The 18,826-nt window shown below is 33.6% G+C and carries 20 protein-coding genes; 17 read left to right on the forward strand and 3 right to left on the reverse strand.

Annotated elements, in window-relative coordinates; translation table 11 throughout:
• Positions 1-97: 97 nt before the first annotated feature.
• Together NTX22_18035 and NTX22_18040 are read right to left on the reverse strand one after the other, a co-directional pair.
• Positions 98-1,969, reverse strand: coding sequence for a hypothetical protein (locus tag NTX22_18035; GenBank protein ID MCX6152431.1), 1,872 nt, complete (start codon positions 1,967-1,969; stop codon positions 98-100).
• 193 nt (positions 1,970-2,162) lie between these two features.
• Complete coding sequence (locus NTX22_18040) at positions 2,163-2,900, reverse strand: hypothetical protein (protein ID MCX6152432.1); 738 nt, start codon at positions 2,898-2,900, stop codon at positions 2,163-2,165.
• A gap of 757 nt (positions 2,901-3,657) precedes the next feature.
• Between NTX22_18040 and NTX22_18045 the strand changes: the two genes are divergently transcribed.
• The 17 genes from NTX22_18045 (at position 3,658) to NTX22_18125 (ending at position 18,052) form a co-directional block, all read left to right on the forward strand.
• The gene (locus NTX22_18045; protein ID MCX6152433.1) at positions 3,658-3,981 is read left to right on the forward strand and encodes a type II toxin-antitoxin system HigB family toxin; all 324 of its coding nucleotides are present in this window, start codon (positions 3,658-3,660) and stop codon (positions 3,979-3,981) included.
• A complete protein-coding gene (locus NTX22_18050; protein ID MCX6152434.1) occupies positions 3,953-4,312 on the forward strand; it encodes a transcriptional regulator in 360 nt (119 codons plus the stop codon). The genes NTX22_18045 and NTX22_18050 overlap by 29 nt, the downstream gene beginning before the upstream one ends.
• Before the next feature lie 107 nt (positions 4,313-4,419).
• Positions 4,420-5,505 carry a M48 family metallopeptidase gene (locus NTX22_18055; protein MCX6152435.1) on the forward strand — a complete coding sequence of 362 codons (1,086 nt, stop codon included), beginning with the start codon at positions 4,420-4,422 and terminating at the stop codon, positions 5,503-5,505.
• Positions 5,506-5,643: 138 nt separating this feature from the next.
• The gene (locus NTX22_18060) at positions 5,644-5,988 is read left to right on the forward strand and encodes a four helix bundle protein (GenBank protein MCX6152436.1); all 345 of its coding nucleotides are present in this window, start codon (positions 5,644-5,646) and stop codon (positions 5,986-5,988) included.
• Positions 5,989-6,176: 188 nt separating this feature from the next.
• Entirely contained in the window at positions 6,177-6,470 is a 294-nt protein-coding gene (gene gatC / locus NTX22_18065) for an Asp-tRNA(Asn)/Glu-tRNA(Gln) amidotransferase subunit GatC (protein ID MCX6152437.1), read from the forward strand.
• Positions 6,471-6,484: 14 nt separating this feature from the next.
• Entirely contained in the window at positions 6,485-7,255 is a 771-nt protein-coding gene (gene kdsB, locus NTX22_18070) for a 3-deoxy-manno-octulosonate cytidylyltransferase (GenBank protein MCX6152438.1), read from the forward strand.
• Positions 7,256-7,304: 49 nt separating this feature from the next.
• The gene (locus NTX22_18075) at positions 7,305-8,264 is read left to right on the forward strand and encodes a pyridoxal-phosphate dependent enzyme (protein ID MCX6152439.1); all 960 of its coding nucleotides are present in this window, start codon (positions 7,305-7,307) and stop codon (positions 8,262-8,264) included.
• Between the two features lie 118 nt (positions 8,265-8,382).
• Positions 8,383-8,817, forward strand: coding sequence for an HIT family protein (locus NTX22_18080; GenBank protein ID MCX6152440.1), 435 nt, complete (start codon positions 8,383-8,385; stop codon positions 8,815-8,817).
• The gene (locus NTX22_18085; GenBank protein MCX6152441.1) at positions 8,818-9,225 is read left to right on the forward strand and encodes a cobalamin B12-binding domain-containing protein; all 408 of its coding nucleotides are present in this window, start codon (positions 8,818-8,820) and stop codon (positions 9,223-9,225) included.
• A gap of 136 nt (positions 9,226-9,361) precedes the next feature.
• A complete protein-coding gene (locus NTX22_18090; GenBank protein MCX6152442.1) occupies positions 9,362-10,459 on the forward strand; it encodes a heparan-alpha-glucosaminide N-acetyltransferase domain-containing protein in 1,098 nt (365 codons plus the stop codon).
• A gap of 19 nt (positions 10,460-10,478) precedes the next feature.
• Positions 10,479-11,507, forward strand: coding sequence for a Holliday junction branch migration DNA helicase RuvB (gene ruvB, locus NTX22_18095; GenBank protein ID MCX6152443.1), 1,029 nt, complete (start codon positions 10,479-10,481; stop codon positions 11,505-11,507).
• Between the two features lie 81 nt (positions 11,508-11,588).
• A complete protein-coding gene (gene kdsA / locus NTX22_18100) occupies positions 11,589-12,401 on the forward strand; it encodes a 3-deoxy-8-phosphooctulonate synthase (protein ID MCX6152444.1) in 813 nt (270 codons plus the stop codon).
• 47 nt (positions 12,402-12,448) lie between these two features.
• Entirely contained in the window at positions 12,449-13,426 is a 978-nt protein-coding gene (locus tag NTX22_18105; GenBank protein ID MCX6152445.1) for a KpsF/GutQ family sugar-phosphate isomerase, read from the forward strand.
• A gap of 37 nt (positions 13,427-13,463) precedes the next feature.
• Positions 13,464-14,135 carry an LPS export ABC transporter periplasmic protein LptC gene (lptC, locus tag NTX22_18110; GenBank protein MCX6152446.1) on the forward strand — a complete coding sequence of 224 codons (672 nt, stop codon included), beginning with the start codon at positions 13,464-13,466 and terminating at the stop codon, positions 14,133-14,135.
• Positions 14,132-15,541: a hypothetical protein gene (locus NTX22_18115; protein ID MCX6152447.1), complete on the forward strand. Its 1,410-nt coding sequence runs from the start codon at positions 14,132-14,134 to the stop codon at positions 15,539-15,541. Before lptC ends, NTX22_18115 begins: the two co-directional genes overlap by 4 nt.
• Position 15,542: 1 nt before the next feature.
• Positions 15,543-16,280: an LPS export ABC transporter ATP-binding protein gene (lptB, locus tag NTX22_18120; GenBank protein ID MCX6152448.1), complete on the forward strand. Its 738-nt coding sequence runs from the start codon at positions 15,543-15,545 to the stop codon at positions 16,278-16,280.
• Between the two features lie 113 nt (positions 16,281-16,393).
• The gene (locus NTX22_18125) at positions 16,394-18,052 is read left to right on the forward strand and encodes a T9SS type A sorting domain-containing protein (GenBank protein MCX6152449.1); all 1,659 of its coding nucleotides are present in this window, start codon (positions 16,394-16,396) and stop codon (positions 18,050-18,052) included.
• A gap of 17 nt (positions 18,053-18,069) precedes the next feature.
• On the opposite strand, the gene NTX22_18130 is transcribed toward NTX22_18125, so the two are convergent.
• Positions 18,070-18,822: a LytTR family transcriptional regulator DNA-binding domain-containing protein gene (locus NTX22_18130; GenBank protein MCX6152450.1), complete on the reverse strand. Its 753-nt coding sequence runs from the start codon at positions 18,820-18,822 to the stop codon at positions 18,070-18,072.
• Positions 18,823-18,826 lie beyond the last annotated feature (4 nt).

Raw genomic sequence — 18,826 nt, forward strand, 5'->3', positions numbered from 1 at the left:
GAATCGTATTGATCATAAACTTGAATTACGTGAGGATAAACTTTCGAAGGCTAAACTAAACAGAGCTGAGGTTAGAAATGCTAACTGATTTTCTACCTTATCTCACGATACCGAAATTCCTGTTTCCGCTGAACCAGTACAGTACTTCAAAACCATAATTATTAACCTCTGTTGCCGTTTGCCAGTTGAGGATAATATTTTTTCCACTTGATGATGCTGCGAATGAGTTTAGTTCAACGGGAAGGGGCGCATTACCATCACCTAAGACAAAATTTGAAAATTCTGTAATACCCGTAATAGTGAATGTATAAGTACCGGAACCTGAAGCTCCCCCTACAGATCCGACTGCTACCCAAGCAGAACCATTGTGTCTGAAAGCTTGAATTCTGTTACCGGTTCTTGCTGCGGTAAAATTGGCATTCTCATCAGAACCTGCCCATTGAAATATTATGGAAGTATTCGAACCCCCAGTGGTTCCTTCAGCAATTGTCCAGGTTCGTGGCAAACAATTGCTACTGTTGGCATGAGCCGGGCTGATTCCCGTTTCCACGTGAACATCAAATCTATCGGAAGTGCCAGAGTTATTGATTACCAAAGGATTATAACTTGAAGCATCAGCTCCAACTGGAAAAGAGAAATCAACGCTAGAACCAACTCCTTCTCTGCGTAAGTAACCGCTTGTGATGATATAATTCGAATAACTTGCGCCGGTGATTGACCCACTTGAACCTATTGTAAGATTGTAGGAACTTAATGATACTTTCCCGTCAGTCAAAGTTAGAGCGCCATTGATTGTCGCATCCCCCTCTAAAGTTTTTATACTTCCTCCAGAGACTTGTACGTCATTATAAGTTTTTGACGATATGGTTTGCGCTCCACTTCCGGCAAAATGATAATTGTTATTTACAACATTTAGTCTGGTGTAACCATCAATTGTATAACCGCTATATAAAGTGAGAGTACCATTCACTATAGTATTATTAGCCGGAATCCACTTTTGACCTGTTCCGCTAAATGTTAAATTACCATAATCATAACTGGTTGAGATATTTTGCATTACATTACCATTAAATTCGACCGTGCTCATAGAATGGAAATTCAATTGATGACCTGATGGTATACTGTTCCCAACTATCATTGTAGCGCCACTTTGTAGTGTTAAAGTTGGGACAGTAAATGGTGGCGATGGATATCCTATCCCATAAGAACCTAAATTAAATGTTCCGGCTTCTACGGTAATATATCTTGCGTTTATGTTCCCTATTAGTGTCTTAGTTCCACTTCCAGAGATTATTATATTACCATAATTAATTGTGCTTGAGGCATTACCAATATTTTGATCTGAGCCTTTGAACTTAATAGTGCTTTCAGGATCTATTCCATAATAATTAATTGAAGATAAATAACTTGTTCCTCCCATTTCAAGAATACTTGCACTCCATAAAAATAAATGTAACGTATTAGCACCGTTAAGATTATAAATGTCTGTATTGATAGTCCCAGCTAATTGGAGATCATTACTGATTGTTTGATCAGCATGAAATGTAATTAATAAACTTGAATAATCACCTGCATAAATATTGTAAAACGAATTCGATCCATATATGTTGTGTGTAGTACCCAGAAATCTTACTGTACCGGTTCCAGCATTAAAAGAACCGTTATTGATAAAATCTCCATATAAATAGAGCCATTGATCTGATAGATCAAATGATCCATATATTGTAATTGAATTACAATAACCAGTGGTATTAAGAGTTGGCCAGAAATGTCCTGTAATACTGGAAGGAATAACAACATCATCTGTAGAAGTTGGTAGAGCCCCGGGCACCATTCCCGGAGGTATAGACCAGTTTGAAATATCATTCCATTGTGTACTTATTGAACCTGTCCAAGTATAGGTGGTAGCAAATAAGGAAGAGGCATTGAAAATAAGAATCATTATCAGGCTTGAGAATAATTTTTTCATTTTAATTCTTCATCAATTTATTTTAATGTTTGGAAATATTCATACACTTTAATTATTTTAAATTACACACCACTTTTAATTCCTCTCTCGAGCTTGCCTCCCGAAGGGAGGATGGAAAAAGAAGAGGTGTGTTGCTTTTACTTTTATTATTTTTTCTAAAAACAAATTAAATCAACCAATAAATATTCACATCCTATGTCGTTGGTTGTTCAATCGGTTTTTCCTCTGGTTTTATTTCATCTACGGGTTCACCCGGTCTGGATACATAAACAACACCATACTCACGTGCTTTCCTTCTCATTGCAGAAGAATCATCTTTGCGGAATTTGAATTCTATCTCATCCCAAATATCACGGATTAATTCATCCGCTTCTGCACGAAGGTTATCTACATCTTTCTGCTCTTTTTCATAAGCATCCTTCTTTGTGCTCTGCTCTGTTAATTTAATTACATAAGTATTATATACAGCTTCAACTTCTGCTATAGAAGGATTAACCATTTCTGCTCCGCCTGCTGCTGTACGTTTTGGTTCTCCGTTAATTATATTCTCTGTCCAGGTTCTTAAATTCTGTTCGGTTTTAAGATCAGGTACAGTTTCCTGGTTAACATCCAATTGATAGTAAGCTCTATCGCTTACTTTGTATTTACCTCTTGCCACACCAAGGTTAAATACCTGGTAAAAGTGAGAAGTAAACATTCTGCAATTGTCTTCCACTTCAATCCGCGCAGTTGTAGATTCTGACTGAACAGAAAGAGCATTTCCTCTTTCATCCATTTCTTTTTTAAAGTCTGGATAAAAGGTTTTAAGTATGTTAAAGTTTGTTTCGTTAAAAGCGAGTTCAGTTAATGGCGTGTTATTAGCTTTATCTGAAGCAGAACGTAAAGCCTCTAAACGCTGAATATCGGTATTAGGCAGTTTTCTAAATGGCATATTCTCCCTCCAATAATTTGTTGATGATAATGTGAAAAGTAACAAAGAGCATATTTATTAAAAGAACCATTTAATTATCTAAATATTTGGCAATTTCCATTAAAAACAGGTTAAATAATTGAAAAACCAATAAAATACTGTAAAAACTTACAATTGTAAGTGCAACAACAGCTATTTTATTTGTAAAACTGCACCCGTTGCATACAGCGAAGGAGAGATTTGATTTGAATCGTGGATCGTTGTATCCAACGAGACTGCTTTCATAAATGAATCAGTCTATTTATAACACAACGAGGTTGGGTTAGTTTAGGAAAAGTCTATCAAATAAAACAACGACTAAGAATTTCTCTAATAACAACATATTTCTATTTCTTAAGAAATGATTATACTAAAGATAAACCTCACTTCGTTTTGTTTATAATAGAAAAGGCATCAATTAAAAAAGTATTTATTAAATTATTCACTAATATTCCTAAAAAATATGGGGATTAAATATCAGGACTGCCAAAGATTATTATGTTGTTTTATCACCCTCAACACATTGCCTAATAAATTCTGAAAATAATCTACAATTATAAAAAAAGAGTGTCAAGTAAATTCTAATGAATTTATAAAATTTATTCTTATTATCCTGGCATAATAAACTATTACTTGGTTAGCCGGAAAATAAAATATTACATTCTATCAGTTTTCATCCGTTAGCAATCCTGCCAGCCTTTCCCATATTGGGAACATTTGTTATATTATAAACAGAATTATGCGAATTATTTCCAGAAATATTTTAATTGCATTTTGGAGTAAACATCAGGATGCTGAAGAACCACTAAAAGCCTGGTTTGATGAAGCTAAAAAAGCCAAATGGAAAAGTCCAAATGAATTAAAGAAACATTATAAAAATGCTTCAATCATTTCAGATAAGCGGGTTGTCTTCAACATAAAAGGAAATCATTATCGATTGGTGGCTGATATTGAATATTATATTGGTATTGTTTTCATTATATGGATAGGAACGCATAAAGATTATAACAAACTTAATATAAAGGATTTGCAATATGCTAAAACCTATAAAAACAAAAAGTGAATATAAAAAATCGCTAAAGAGGATTTATGAATTAATGCATCTGGATTTAAAACCCAATATGCCTGAATTTGATGAGCTTGATTTATTGTCACTTTTAATAGAGCATTATGAGGAAAGAAATTTTCCTATTGCATCTCCCGATCCTATTGAAGCTATTAAGTTTAGAATGGAGCAGATGGGATTATCTAACAAGGATCTGGTTAACATTCTTGGTTCAAAAAGCAGAGTATCCGAAATATTAAGCAAAAAAAGAAAGCTAAGTTTGCAAATGATTCGATCGCTCCATAATAATTTGAATATTCCCGCTGAAGCGTTAATTACTGACTACTGATAATTGTACGCAATATTTAGTAGTAATAACCAATAAATTACAATGGATTGAATCTGTTATACTTAATTTGTTTGAACTACATTTCTTTGTAACTTATCTTTAGAGCAATGGATTCAAAAAAATATAATAATATAAAACTTGGCGTTGGAATTGGGAAAGGCATTGCTTCCTTTATTCTTATATTACTTTTCATATTGCTTGGATTTAGTCTTGCCGTAGAAATTTACCTTTCAAGATATTTATCTAACAACTATTTAATATTTTTATCATTCGTTTTTGTAACCGGATTGGCTGGCTCTATAATTTTCTTTCCGGTTAATTTTTATTCTGAGTTTTATCTTGAACATAAATTTCAACTTTCTAATCAAACTTTCTGGGGTTGGATTTGGGAAGACCTAAAAGGAGTTTTAGTTTCAGCAGTAATCGGCATACCTTTGCTTTTTATTTTTTATTATGTAATGATTAGATTTGGTTCATTCTGGTGGCTTCCGTTCGCAATCATTCTTTTTATCGTTTCAGTAGTTCTTGCAAGGATCGTCCCGGTTTTTATTCTTCCACTCTTTTACAAAATAACTCCATTAGAAAACCAGGACTTGGAAAGCAAGATAGAAAATTTAGCAACCGGAGCTGGTTTAAAATTAAAAGCAGTAATGAAATTTAATATGAGCAAGAATACCAAGAAAGCAAACGCTGCCTTTACCGGAATAGGGAAATCAAAAAGAATTTTGCTCGGTGATACTTTACTGGAAAATTATTCCACTGATGAAATTGAAACTGTTATTGCACATGAACTTGGACATTATTACCACAAGCATATTTTAAAGAATATTATTTTTGGAACAGTAACAAGTTTCTTAACACTTTATCTTTTGGCGGTTCTGTATCAAGTTTCAATTAGCTGGTTTGGATTTAATCACATAACACAGGTATCTGCAATTCCAATTCTATCTCTATGGGCAATGCTTATTGGCATAATTCAATCTCCAATTGGCAGTGCAATCTCGCGGAAGTTTGAATACCAGGCTGATGAATACGCTGTAAAAGTAACCAACAAACCAGAAGATTTCATCAGAACTTTGGAAAAACTAAACGAACAAAATCTTGGTGACAAAGAACCGCATCCTTTTGTTGAATGGTTTTTTTACAGTCACCCATCGGTTAAGAAAAGAGTGGCGGCAATAAAAGGAAGTTAGAAAGTGGGAAAGTTAAGCAGTTAGAAAGTTTAACATGTAAAAAGTTTGTCAAGTTGGAAGGTTTATCAGGTAGGAAGGTTAGTCAAGTTATAAAGTTCATCAGGTTGATAATGTTAAAAAAATCTAGTTGAGGATAATTTGAAGTTTGAAAGGTTTGAGGAAATAATTGTATATCAGAAATCAAAGGAATTAGCGATTGAGATTTATAAATGTTTCTCCATGATTAAAGATTTTGGATTTAAAGATCAAATTCAAAGAGCCGTTATTTCTATCAGTAATAATATAGCGGAAGGTTATGAACGAAAGAGCAATAATGAATTTAAACATTTCCTTTTTATTGCAAAAGGGAGCTCTGGTGAAGTTAGAAACATGTTGGATTTAGCTAAAGAACTTGGTTATATTCCTCAACAAAGATGGAAAGAATTGAATGATCAATCTTTAACGATTTCCAAAATGATTTCTGCTTTAATTAAAACATTGTAAAATTTATAATCTTAATAAAACTTTCAAACTTGACAAACTTTCAAACTTGACAAACTTGACAAACTTTCAAACCTGAAAAACCTTCCAACCTGATAAACTAACTAATTCTGATAAACTTGATTAACAAATTAGTTACTATTCAATTGATTTATTAAATTTGCAAAAAGAAATTACTATTTGAGGAATAAATGTCTGTAACACGAAAAGATGTTGAACATATTGCGGAGCTTGCAAGATTAAATTTTAAAGAAGATGAACTGGAAAATTTTACACATCAGCTTAATCAAATTCTTGATTATATGGAGAAGCTGAATGAGCTGGATACTGAAAATATTGAACCTCTTTCTCATCCCGTTGAAGTGAGCAATGTTTTTAGAGAAGATGAATTAATACAATCAATTCCAACCGAAGAAGCGTTAAAGAATGCTCCTGATAAAGACGATCAATTTTTCAAGGTACCAAAAGTTATAAATGTGGATTAACTGAGGGTTTCTAAATGACGCTTGGAATTATTCCGGCTCGATTCGCATCAACACGCTTAATGGGAAAACCACTTGCAAGCATTGGCGGCAAACCGATGATTCAGCATACATATGAAAGCGCGCTTAAATCCAAACTTCTTCATGAAGTTGTAATTGCTGTTGATGATGAAAAAGTTTACCAGGTAGCTAAAGTGTTTGGTGCCAGAGTAATAATGACACCGAAGGATATTTCCACCGGATCAGATAGAATTGCTTTTGTGGCAAAAAAAATTCCAAATGCGGATATAATTGTAAACATCCAGGGAGATGAACCATTTATTCCAGGCAGAATGATTGACGAAGCTATTGAGCCGCTTTTATTCGATAAATGCGTAAACGTAACAACTCTTGTAAAAAGAATTACCGACGTTGAGGAATTAAAATCACCATCAGTAGTTAAAGTTGTTTATGATTATAACAACTATGCGCTTTATTTCTCCCGCGCTCCCATTCCTTTTGTACGGGAAGCTCATTCGAATATTCAGAGGATTACATTAGCAGAAATTTATAAACACATTGGACTTTATGTTTATAGACGCGATGCTTTACTTGAATTTACAACTCTTCTGCCAACTGATCTGGAACAAATTGAAAAGTTAGAACAATTACGAATGTTAGAGAATGGATTTAAAATAAAAATAGTGGTTACTGAATTAGAAAGCCTATCTGTTGATACTCCGGAGGATTTGGAAAAAGCACGTTTATATTACCGGAGATATTTACGCAGCGAAAAAATTAAAACCTGAAATGAACTGATACTTAATTCCGGGTTACTTTAACATAAATATTTTGCAAATGATACACCCCAGGAAAATAACTCTGGCAAACATTCCAACACCAATTCAATTGATTTCATTTGAAGGCTGCAAATTCCTTATTAAGCGAGATGACTTAACAGGATTGGAATTATCTGGGAATAAAGTAAGAAAGCTTGAGTACCTGTTATATGAAGCTAAAAAACAAAAAGCGAATTATATTTTTACCTGCGGAGGAGAACAATCAAACCACGCCAGGGCAACGGCGGTTGCAGCAGCTTCTCAAGGATTTAAGTCAAAATTATTTCTTTGGGGGAAAGACACAAAATTTGCCGATGGTAATCTCTTTATCAATAAATTCATTGGATCAGAATTTTCCTTTTTGAATAAAAAAGAATATTGGAATGTGAATAATATAATGGAGAATGAAAAAATTAAATTTGCAAAAGCCGGGGAAAAAGTTTTTATCATTCCTGAAGGCGGATCTTCAGAACTTGGTATTTGGGGCTACGTAAATTTTATTGATGAACTTAAGTTACAAATTAACTCTAAATCGCTTAAAGGAATTATAACCGCTGCAGGTTCAGGTGGCACCAGCGCAGGTTTGCTGGTAGGAGCAGCATTAAATAATTTAAAACTTAAAATCTTTAGTGTAAACGTTCTTTATTCTGCTAATGAAATAAGAGAGAAGATTTTGCTTTTAGCAAATTCCTGCATCGATAAATTCAAATTAAATTGTAAGATTGATGAATCCCAACTTGAAATCCTTGATGGTTTTTCTGAAGAAGGATATAAAAATATTTCTGTTGAAAAAATTCAATTAATAAAATCATTCGCAAAAACATCTGGCATTATTCTCGATCCGGCTTACACTGGGAAAGCATTTTATGCTTACCAGCAGCATTTTTTAATGAATAGAAAAAAATCAGATATTCTTTTTGTTCATACCGGGGGATTTTTGGGAGTATTTGGTAAGAAGAAAAAATATTTATCAGCATAGCTTCCAAGTGTTAAAATCCTTTTCTCAATCAACCATTGCAATCTCAATAACAGCATCTTTCAAAAATCATTATTAAAACAATCTAAAAATCGTTAATTTTACTCAAGTAAATTTGTAAATGATGAACTGTATTTTTTGTGATATTATTGAAAAGAAAGCTCCAGCCGAAATTATCTATGAGGATGAGAAGGTTTTAGCCTTCCTGGATATTAAACCAATTCATTTTGGGCACATTCTTGTGGTTCCGAAATTCCATTGTACAGATTTTCTTGAAATTCCAGAAGAAGATTTGCATTCTTTAATAAAGGTTACAAGATTTGTTACAGAAGGTTTGGTTAAGAGTTTGAAACCGGACGGCTATAATATATTTTCAAACAATGGAATGGCTGCAGGGCAATCGGTGTTTCATTTTCATATGCACATTACTCCACGCTACTTTAAAGATAAAATTTACTTTAAGCTGAATCTTAAAAATTATAAAGAAAGAGAAATGAAAAACTTTGCTGATATCATTCGTGCAGAAATTAAAAATAAATCTGAGGAGATTAACTAAATGGAAAAAAAGATTAGAGTGTTGATTGCTAAAGCAGGACTTGATGGACATGACCGGGGTGCAAAAGTAATTGCTGCTGCCTTAAGAGATGCCGGCATGGAAGTGATTTATACTGGGTTAAGGCAAACACCGGAAATGGTTGTAGAAGCAGCTCTTCAGGAAGATGTTGATGTGATTGGGATTAGTATTCTTTCCGGTGCTCATATGACGATCTTTCCAAAAGTGCTTTTGCTTATGAAAGAAAAAGGATTAGATGATATACTGTTGGTTGGCGGTGGTATTATTCCCGAAGCCGATCTAAAGGAATTGAAGAAATTGGGTGTTGGAGAAGTTTTTACTCCCGGTGCTTCAACCGGTTCTATTGCCAATTATTTAAAAGAATGGATTAACACCCATCCAAGGAATTAAAACATTTTGTTTTGATTTCCCGATCAATTTTTGTTCAGCAAAGATTTAGCCTTTAATTCAAGCAAATCTTTCCGTATTTTTAGTGTAGTTTTTTAAGAATTTTTAAGGTCTCAAGTTGGATAATTCAATTTTTGGAATGAAGAAAAATAGAATAATATTTATTGATTTGATGCGTGCCATTGCTGTTCTGATGATGGTTCAAGGTCATACAATTGATACTTTTTTAGCAGATAGTTACCGCAGTTATGATTCTTCAATTTTTAATTTTTGGAATTTTTTGCGTGGATTAACGGCGCCAATATTCCTGTTTTCCGCCGGAACGGTTTTTACTTACTTACTTCATTTCAATAAACTTCCGTTTAAAGAAAATCCACGCATTAGAAAAGGAATAAAAAGATTTTTTCTTTTAATCGGACTCGGATATTTGATGCGCTGGCCTACGCCATACTTATTTTATTTTGGTGATGTTACATCAATTCAATGGCAGGTTTTCTTTACTGTAGATGTTCTCCACTTGATTGCATTTGGTCTATTGTTTACAATTGGACTAACATTCCTTGCTGAAAAATTCAAAGTACGAGGTTCTTTTATTTATGCCACAACAGCATTTATAATTTTTGCAATTTATCCAATCATTATGAAAATTGAATGGAAAAACTTTTTGCCATTTCCAATAGCTGCATATTTCTATCAAGGGACAGGCTCGTTATTTCCGCTTATACCATGGGTAGGATTTGTTTTAGCTGGTGCAATGTTAGGGCATTACCTGGAAAATAATCCGGGTGTATTCAAATCAACACGGTTTAGCCTAAATCTGTTTGCAATTGGAATTTCTTTTATAGCTCTTTCCCTAATTGGAGATAGACTTGAATTTTTATTATACAAAGAAAGTGCGTTTTGGACTACAAGCCCTAATCTTATATTTTTTAGATTAGGAGTTGTCTTATTACTTAACAGCTTAGTTTCCTATTTGGCAATTCGATTGGAAACAATACCATCTCTTTTCATCCAAATTGGACGCAATACCTTACCTGTGTATGTAATCCATCTTGTTATATTGTATGGTAGTCCTTGGTCCTTAGGATTATATAATATACTTGCCAAGAGATTAGATTTATGGACAACAATTGCGGCAGCTATTCTGATGGTTTCTTTGATGATTGCTTTAGTTCAAAGTTTCCAGGTTGTTAAGGGATATTATAGAAAAAAGAAATTAGTAACCGAAAAGATCTAAGGATTGATTAAATTTCTAAATGCGAAAATCAGAAAACACCAACACTAATTTAACTACTGAAGAAAAACAATTTGAACTGACTTTGCGTCCTTCCAAATTTGAAGACTTTATTGGACAACAAAAAATAACTGATAACCTAAAAGTATTTATTTCAGCCGCAAGAAAGAGAGATGAAGGACTTGATCATGTATTGCTTACAGGTCCACCTGGATTAGGAAAAACAACTCTTGCCTACATCATTGCAAACGAAATGGGTTCAAGAATTAAAATAACATCCGGACCTGTTTTAGAAAAACCTGGAGATTTAGCCGGACTGCTTACAAATCTGGAAGAAAAATCTGTTTTATTCATTGATGAAATTCATCGGTTAAGTCCTGTAGTTGAAGAGTATCTTTATTCCGCGATGGAAGATTACAAACTGGACATTATGATCGACAGCGGTCCTAACGCCCGTTCTGTACAAATTAAATTACCACAATACACTTTAATTGGAGCAACAACCCGTGCTGGTTTATTAACAGCTCCATTGCGCGATAGATTTGGAATTAAATCCCGGTTAGATTATTATGATTCGGAATTGTTAAGCAGAATTGTTAAACGTTCTTCTGCAATTCTAAATCTAAAAATAGATGAAAATGCTGCTTTCGAGCTGGCAAAACGTTCAAGAGGAACGCCGAGAATAGCAAATCGGCTTCTTAGAAGAACCCGTGATTTTGCTGATGTTGAAAATAAAAAAATGATTGATCTTGCAATCGTTAAAAAAGCTTTAGCTGCTCTTGATGTTGATGAATATGGTCTTGATGAAATGGATAAAGATATAATTCTTGCAATCATTGAAAAGTTTAGAGGTGGACCCGTAGGATTAAGTACTCTTGCCGTTGCCGTTAATGAAGACCCTGGAACAATTGAAGAAGTTTATGAACCATTTTTAATTCAGCAGGGATTTATTCAGCGTACACCTCGCGGTAGGGAAGCAACCGAATTGGCGTATATAAGGTTTGGAATGAGTAAACATAAATCAACTGAAACAAAAAGTCTGTTCGATTAAAATTAATTTTGTTTTGGAAGAAACCAATAAAGTATTCTATTTACTTAAATTTATAATGAATGAAAATCTTCAATTAATAAAATGCAATTAAAGAATATAAATATTGGCAACCAGCTTCCTTTCGTTTTAATTGCTGGACCGTGCGTTATTGAATCCGAATCTCTCATACTTTCAACTGCTGAAGAGATTAAAAAAATAACAAGTGAACTTGGTATTCCGTTTATTTTTAAATCCAGTTACAAGAAAGCAAATAGAACAAGTATTAATTCATTTGTTGGAATTGGTGATGATGAAGCTTTGAGGATTTTGGAAAAGGTGAAGAATGAATTTGATCTTCCTGTTTTAACGGATATTCATACAGAAATGGAAACGCAAAAGGCAGCACAGGTTGTAGACGTGCTTCAAATTCCGGCTTTCCTATCCAGGCAAACGGATTTGCTGATTGCTGCAGGTAAAACCGGTAAAGCAGTAAACATCAAAAAAGGGCAATTCCTTGCACCTGAGGATATGAAACATGCTGTCGAAAAAATATTGTCTACCGGAAATAAAAATATTCTTTTAACAGAAAGAGGAACAACATTCGGTTATCATAATTTAGTTGTTGATATGCGTTCACTGATAATTATGCGCCGGTTTGGTTTTCCTGTTGTAATGGATGCAACTCATTCTGTGCAAATTCCAAGTAAGGGAGAGGAATCTGGTGGAGAACCAGAATATATTCCTGCACTGGCAAGAGCCGCAGTTGCAGTCGGAATTGACGCTCTGTTTATGGAAGTACATCCAGAACCTTCCAAGGCTTTAAGCGATGCTGCCAGTCAATATCCTTTAAGCAAATTGAAGAAATTGCTTGTTGAACTTCTGAGTATTGACAGAATTGTGAAAACAAATTCCTGATTAAACCTAATGCAAATTCCAAATTAAAATTTTTAACTGAGGTTATTTTGTCTATCGATCAAATTATACAAAAAGCAAAAGAAGTAATACGCATTGAAGCAAACGCAGTTGCTGTTCTGGAAGAAAGAATTGATGAAGAATTTATTAAAGCAGTAAAAGTAATTGCTGATTCCAAAGGTAGAGTTGTTTTAACCGGGATGGGTAAATCGGGACTAATTGCAAGAAAAATTGTTGCTACATTAAACTCAACCGGTACAGCGGCAATTTACCTTCATCCCACAGATGCGCTGCACGGAGATCTTGGAATGGTAAGAACTGAAGATGTAGTAATATTAATTTCCAAGAGTGGTGATACAGAAGAAATTATTAAATTGATTCCGATGCTTAAGAGATTAAATCTTGTGTTAATTGGAATGGTTGGTAGAAAAGATTCTAAAGTTGGAAAAGAATGTGATATTGTTCTTAACATCAGTGTAAAGGAAGAAGCCTGTCCATACGATCTCGCTCCAACAGCATCAAGTACAGTAACTTTGGTATTAGGTGATGCGCTTGCCATAGCTCTTCTTGAATACAAAGGATTTACCATGGAGGACTTTGCTCTTTTACATCCTGGTGGAAGCTTGGGTAAAAGACTTTCACTTAAAATTTCTGAAATAATGATTGAAGGTGAAGCAGTTCCTATTGTTAAAAAATCAGCTTCTTTAAAAGATGCTATCCTTGAAATAACGTATAAACGGCTTGGAGTTACTGCCGTGGTTGATGATTCCAATTCTTTAGTTGGAATAATTACCGATGGCGATTTGCGTAGATTGCTTGAAAAAACTCTGGAAATAAAAAATCTAAAAGCTGAAGATGTTATGACCATAAATCCTAAAACCATTAAGCAGGAATACCTGGCATCCTTTGCTTTGCAGTACATGGAAAATTTTAAAATTACATCATTGATTGTGGCTGATGAATTTAATAAACCTGTTGGTATTGTTCACCTTCATGATCTTGTTAAACTTGGATTGCAGACTAGGTAACACTTTAAATTAGTTTATTGTACGAATCGGAGAATCGGTGAATCGCAGAATCGGTGAATCTAATATTTGTGGAATGAATGATTGGGTAATTGAGAGAACTGGGAAAACAAAATTCCTTTTCAAAATCTTAAATTCTAAAATTGTAAAAACGATAACATCTCATCTTGCAGCTATTTGTTTATTCTTTGCTATTCTTATTTCAGGTTGCGCGGAAGAAAAAGTTAAACCTCCAATCGATCCTTCATTGAGCGAAAAAATACTTCCCTCCCAGGAAGGTTGGAATTCCAAAGTGAATTTTACAGACGAAGGGAAGCTGAAGGCAATTCTTTATTACCAGCATATGCGTATGTATAATGAGAAAAGTGAGACTCTGCTAGATAAAATTAAAATCGATTTTTATAATGAGAATGAAATTAAAACAACTACGCTTACATCTTTAAAGGGAAGAGTGGATGACATCACCAAAAATATGTGGGCAATAGACAGTGTTGTAGCCAAAAATGATAGCGGAGTTACTTTAACAACTCAAGAATTAATGTGGCGGCAAAAGGATAAAAAAATTGTCTCGGATAAATTTGTTACAATAATTTCACCTAAAGAAAAGATTCAAGGATATGGTTTTGAATCTGACCAAAATTTAAAGAACTATATTATCTTTAAAATCACTTACATTACAACCATTGATAATACAAAACAAAAGACCAATTGAAAAAAATCTTTATTACATATTTTATTCTTTCTCCGCTTTTACTCTTTAGCCAGAACAAAGGAGAAATGATAACAATTGTTGGCGATAGCTTAGTTGGTAAAATGATAAATGGCGAAAACATTCGAGAAGTATTCGGGCATGTAATTCTAATTCAGGGGAATGTTAATATCACTTGTAACCATGCAACTCAATATTTGGCAAAGAATGACGCCATCCTTGAAGGGAATGTGGTTGTTACTCAGGATACGTTAACCATCAATGCAGAAAAGGGATATTATTATGGTAATGATCGGATTGCAAAATGTTATACCGGTGTAAAACTTAATGATCGAAAAGTTATTCTAACTGCTGTAAACGGAAATTATTATTTTAATGAAAATCGTGCATTCTTTTCTGATAAAGTTAAACTGTATGATACTGTTACTACTTTAACCAGCAACCAGCTAACTTATTTTAAATATGAAGAAAGGGCAATTGCAGTTGGTAGCGTTATTATTATGGATTCGATCAATACAATTTATGCGGATAGCATTGTCCATCTTCGAAAAGATAAAATTACTTTTGCTGAAAACAATGTTAAGATCATTGATTCAAAAAACAATACGGTGATTTATGGAAGCCACCTGGAGGATTATTCAAAAAAGAAATATACTTTGATGACAAAGTTTCCATTATTAGTCCAGGTAGATACAACTGAAGATGGAAAGAAAGATACTCTGGTTATTTCTTCGCGGATTATGGAATCCTTTAATGATACTTCCAAAAAGTTTATTGCAATAGATTCAGTAAGAATTGTCCGCGATGAATTTGCATCAAAGAATAACTATTCAATCTTGTACAGGAACCAGGATAAAATTGTTACGATGAAAAGAAAAGCTGAAGAACCGCTTCCAATACTTTGGTTTGAACTTACCCAGCTTTCCGGAGATAGCATAAATATTTATTTGAAAAAAAACAAACTTGATAAAGTTGAAGTTTTTAATAACGGATTTATCCTTTCTCAGAATAAAAATTATGAAAAGCGATATGATCAAATTTCTGGTGATAAGGTATCAATATTTTTTGATAGCATTGGAATAAACCATACTGATGTTGCCGGAAATGTTCTTAGTATTTACTATACTTACGAAGACGATGAACCAAACGGTTTAACTAAATCAAGTTCTCAAAAAGCCAAAATTATTTTTAAGGATAAAATAGTTGATGAGGTAAAGCTTTATTCAAATCCTGTTAGCGATTATTACCCGGAAAATTTAGTGGAAGGAAATGAATTGAATTATACTTTGCCAGCTCTCATTATTTTTAATAATAGACCAAAGAAAGATGAAATGCTTAAAAATGGGAATAGGTTTATGGAAGATGGAAAAGGAATGACAAAAGACCAATTAAAAAATAATAAGTTTTAAAATGGAAAATTCGACTTTACGAAGCGAAGATTTAATTAAGATTTACAAAAAACGAAAAGTTGTAAATAAAGTTTCCGTTCAAGTATCTAAAGGAGAAATTGTTGGATTACTTGGTCCAAATGGCGCTGGTAAAACTACCACCTTTTATATGATTGTTGGAATGATAAAACCAAATGATGGTAAAGTTTTTATGGATAATAAAGAACTTACCAAGCTGCCCATGTACAAGCGGGCGAGGATGGGAATTGGTTACCTGCCACAGGAAGCATCAGTTTTTAGAAGATTGAGCGTTGAAGACAATTTAATGGCTGTGCTTCAAATGACAAAACTTTCTATTAAAGAAAGAAAAGAAAGATGTGAAAAACTTTTGGAAGATTTAACTATTGCTAATATCCGGAAAAGTATAGGCTACCAGCTAAGCGGGGGCGAAAGAAGAAGAACCGAAATTGCGCGTGCTCTTGCAACCAATCCAGATTTTATTTTGCTTGATGAACCATTTGCCGGCATCGATCCAATTGCTGTTGAAGATATTATGAACATTGTTGCAAACCTGAAAAATAGAGGAATAGGAATTTTAATTACAGATCATAATGTTCACGAAACACTTAGCATAGTCGATCGAGCATATATTCTTATAAACGGATTAATATTTAAGCAGGGAACAGCTAACGTTCTTGCCGAGGATGCCGATGTTAGAAAGCTTTATCTTGGCGAAAAGTTTAAGCTGGATAGGTATTAGAAAAGTTTATTATGGATTTTCTATCTTGACAGTCAAGTTCTTTTTGTTTTATTTGAGAGTGGTTTTGAATCATTAAATATCTAAGAAACTTCTTTTACAATATTGGGGCTGAATTGAAATTTGAAATAAAAAATTTTATCTGTTTTCTCTTAATAATTTTTCTTTTACTAAGTATCTCTTATGCTGAAGAACCAAAAACAAAAAAGCTTTTTAAGACAACAGCAAACGATGATTATAATTTCATTTCTATAAACCAAATACTAATGTGGGTTTCTAATAATGGAAGCGGTTCACATAATCCAAATACTGATGGACCTGGTTTCTATTGGCGGAGAGGAGAAGATTCTACTCATACAGCAATTTTCCAGGATGGATTAGTTTTTGGAGGAATAGTAAATAATGAAATTTATTTTAATGGAAATACACATCGTATAGGTTTACAGGCAGGAAAAATTCTGAATGAAGGACAACCGGATAATCCTAATTTGGAAAAATACAGGGTTTACAAACTAACACGTGGTTGGGAAGGTTTACCACCAGGTAATCTTAAAAATTCTTATAAAAAAAATTACGATGAATGGCCAGTTGAAGACGGAGCACCCTGGATTGATATTGATCTTGATGGAAAATTTACGAGAGGAATTGATAAACCAGAAATTCTTGGCGATGAAATACTCTGGTATGTTTCAAACGACCTTGATACAAATAGAGTTTCATTAACTTATGGTTCATATCCAATCGGTCTCGAAATTCAGACCACGGTTTATGGATTCAATCTTACTAATGTTTTAGGCAGAACTGTTTTCAAAAAATATAAAGTGATAAATAAAAGTAAAAACACTATTGACTCTATGTATTTAGGTTATTGGTCAGATCCGGATATTGGCAATGGTTTAGATGACTATGTGGGATGTGATACGATTCTAAATTTAGCTTTTTGCTATAATGCTGATAACAATGATGAAGGAAATTACGGTAAAAATCCTCCTGCCGTTGGATACCTGTTGTTAAAAGGACCTTTAGTTAAAGAAAATGGAATTGCCAAGATTATTGATGATGAAAAATGGACAAATAAAAATCATGAGATGACGAGTTTTTTACTATTTGTTCCTTATGATTTCGACCCAATAGAATCATTCGATGGGAAACAACAATTTTATAATTATTTGAAAGGTTTAAATAGAAGCGGTGGACCATTTATTAATCCAGTTGATTCTTTACCAACAAAATTTGTTTTATCTGGTGATCCTGTCAATCAGATTGGCTGGTACGAAGGTAAAGGTTGGATAACTGGATTAAATCCTGGCGATAGAAGAATACTTATGTCAACGGGTCCATTCAACTTAGCTCCAGGCGATACACAGGAGATTACGATTGCAATAATAATAGCCCGAGGAAATGATAACATAAACAGCATTACTGAATTAAAGCAGGATGCTGGTCTAGTTCAATACTTCTTTACAAATAGTCCTGAGTTGCCAATTTGCAAAGGACCTTTACCATTACCGGAATACTTTTACCTAAGTCAAAATTATCCCAATCCTTTTAACCCGGTGACGACAATAAAATATTCCTTGCCTATACAAAAACAAGTTAGCATTAAGGTATTTGATGTTTTAGGAAGGGAAGTAAAAACATTGATAGATGATTTGAAATTGCCAGGTAATTATGAGGTTATTTTTAATGCTACCGGACTTTCAAGTGGCATTTATTTCTACAGAATTGATGCAGGTGAATTTAGTAAAACAAAGAAAATGCTGGTTCTAAAATAAATTTTATTTTTCAAGCTTTAATTAAAAAACTCTTTCAGCTTTGCATAACCACTCTTGCTAACAGGCAAAGATTTTCCATCTGTTAAAATAACTTTGTATGATTCCTTCTCGAACAATTCGATTTGTTTAACTTTAGTAAGCCTAACGGTGTAGGATCGGTGTATCCGAATAAAGTCGGCAGGATCAAGATGATCTTCAAAATATCTCATAGTTTTTTGCTTTAGGAATTTACCTTCCTCGGTGTAGAGCATAACATAATCATCTTGGGCTTCTAAATAATTAAGCTTATCTATCGGGATGATTGAAATCTTAGCCCCGCTTTTAACAATTACTCTTTCCAGAAATTCTTCCCGATCATCCAGGTGAGTTTGCAGCTTTTTTACTTCAGCAACATATTCATTTTTATTTTTCAATCTGGCTATTGCTTTATCAACCGCTTCACCAAATCTTTCTTCAGAAAATGGTTTTAGTAGATAATCAATCGCGTTAACCTCAAAAGCTTTCAATGCATATTGATCGTATGCAGTTGTAAATATAATTATTGGCTTTTCTTCCAATAGCTCAAGCATTTCAAACCCGGTAATCTTTGGCATTTGAATATCGAGAAATACAATGTCCGGTTTCAAATCAGTTATTGCTTTAATTCCTTCAAAACCATTGCTGCATTCAGTTAAAATTTCTATTGCTGGAAACGATTGAACATATTTTTTAACAATTTCCCTGGCTAAATCTTCATCATCAATTAAAATTGCTTTAATCTTTTTTTCCATCTTA

This window comes from Ignavibacteriales bacterium, from assembly GCA_026390815.1.
GTDB lineage: Bacteria > Bacteroidota > Ignavibacteria > Ignavibacteriales > SURF-24 > JAPLFH01.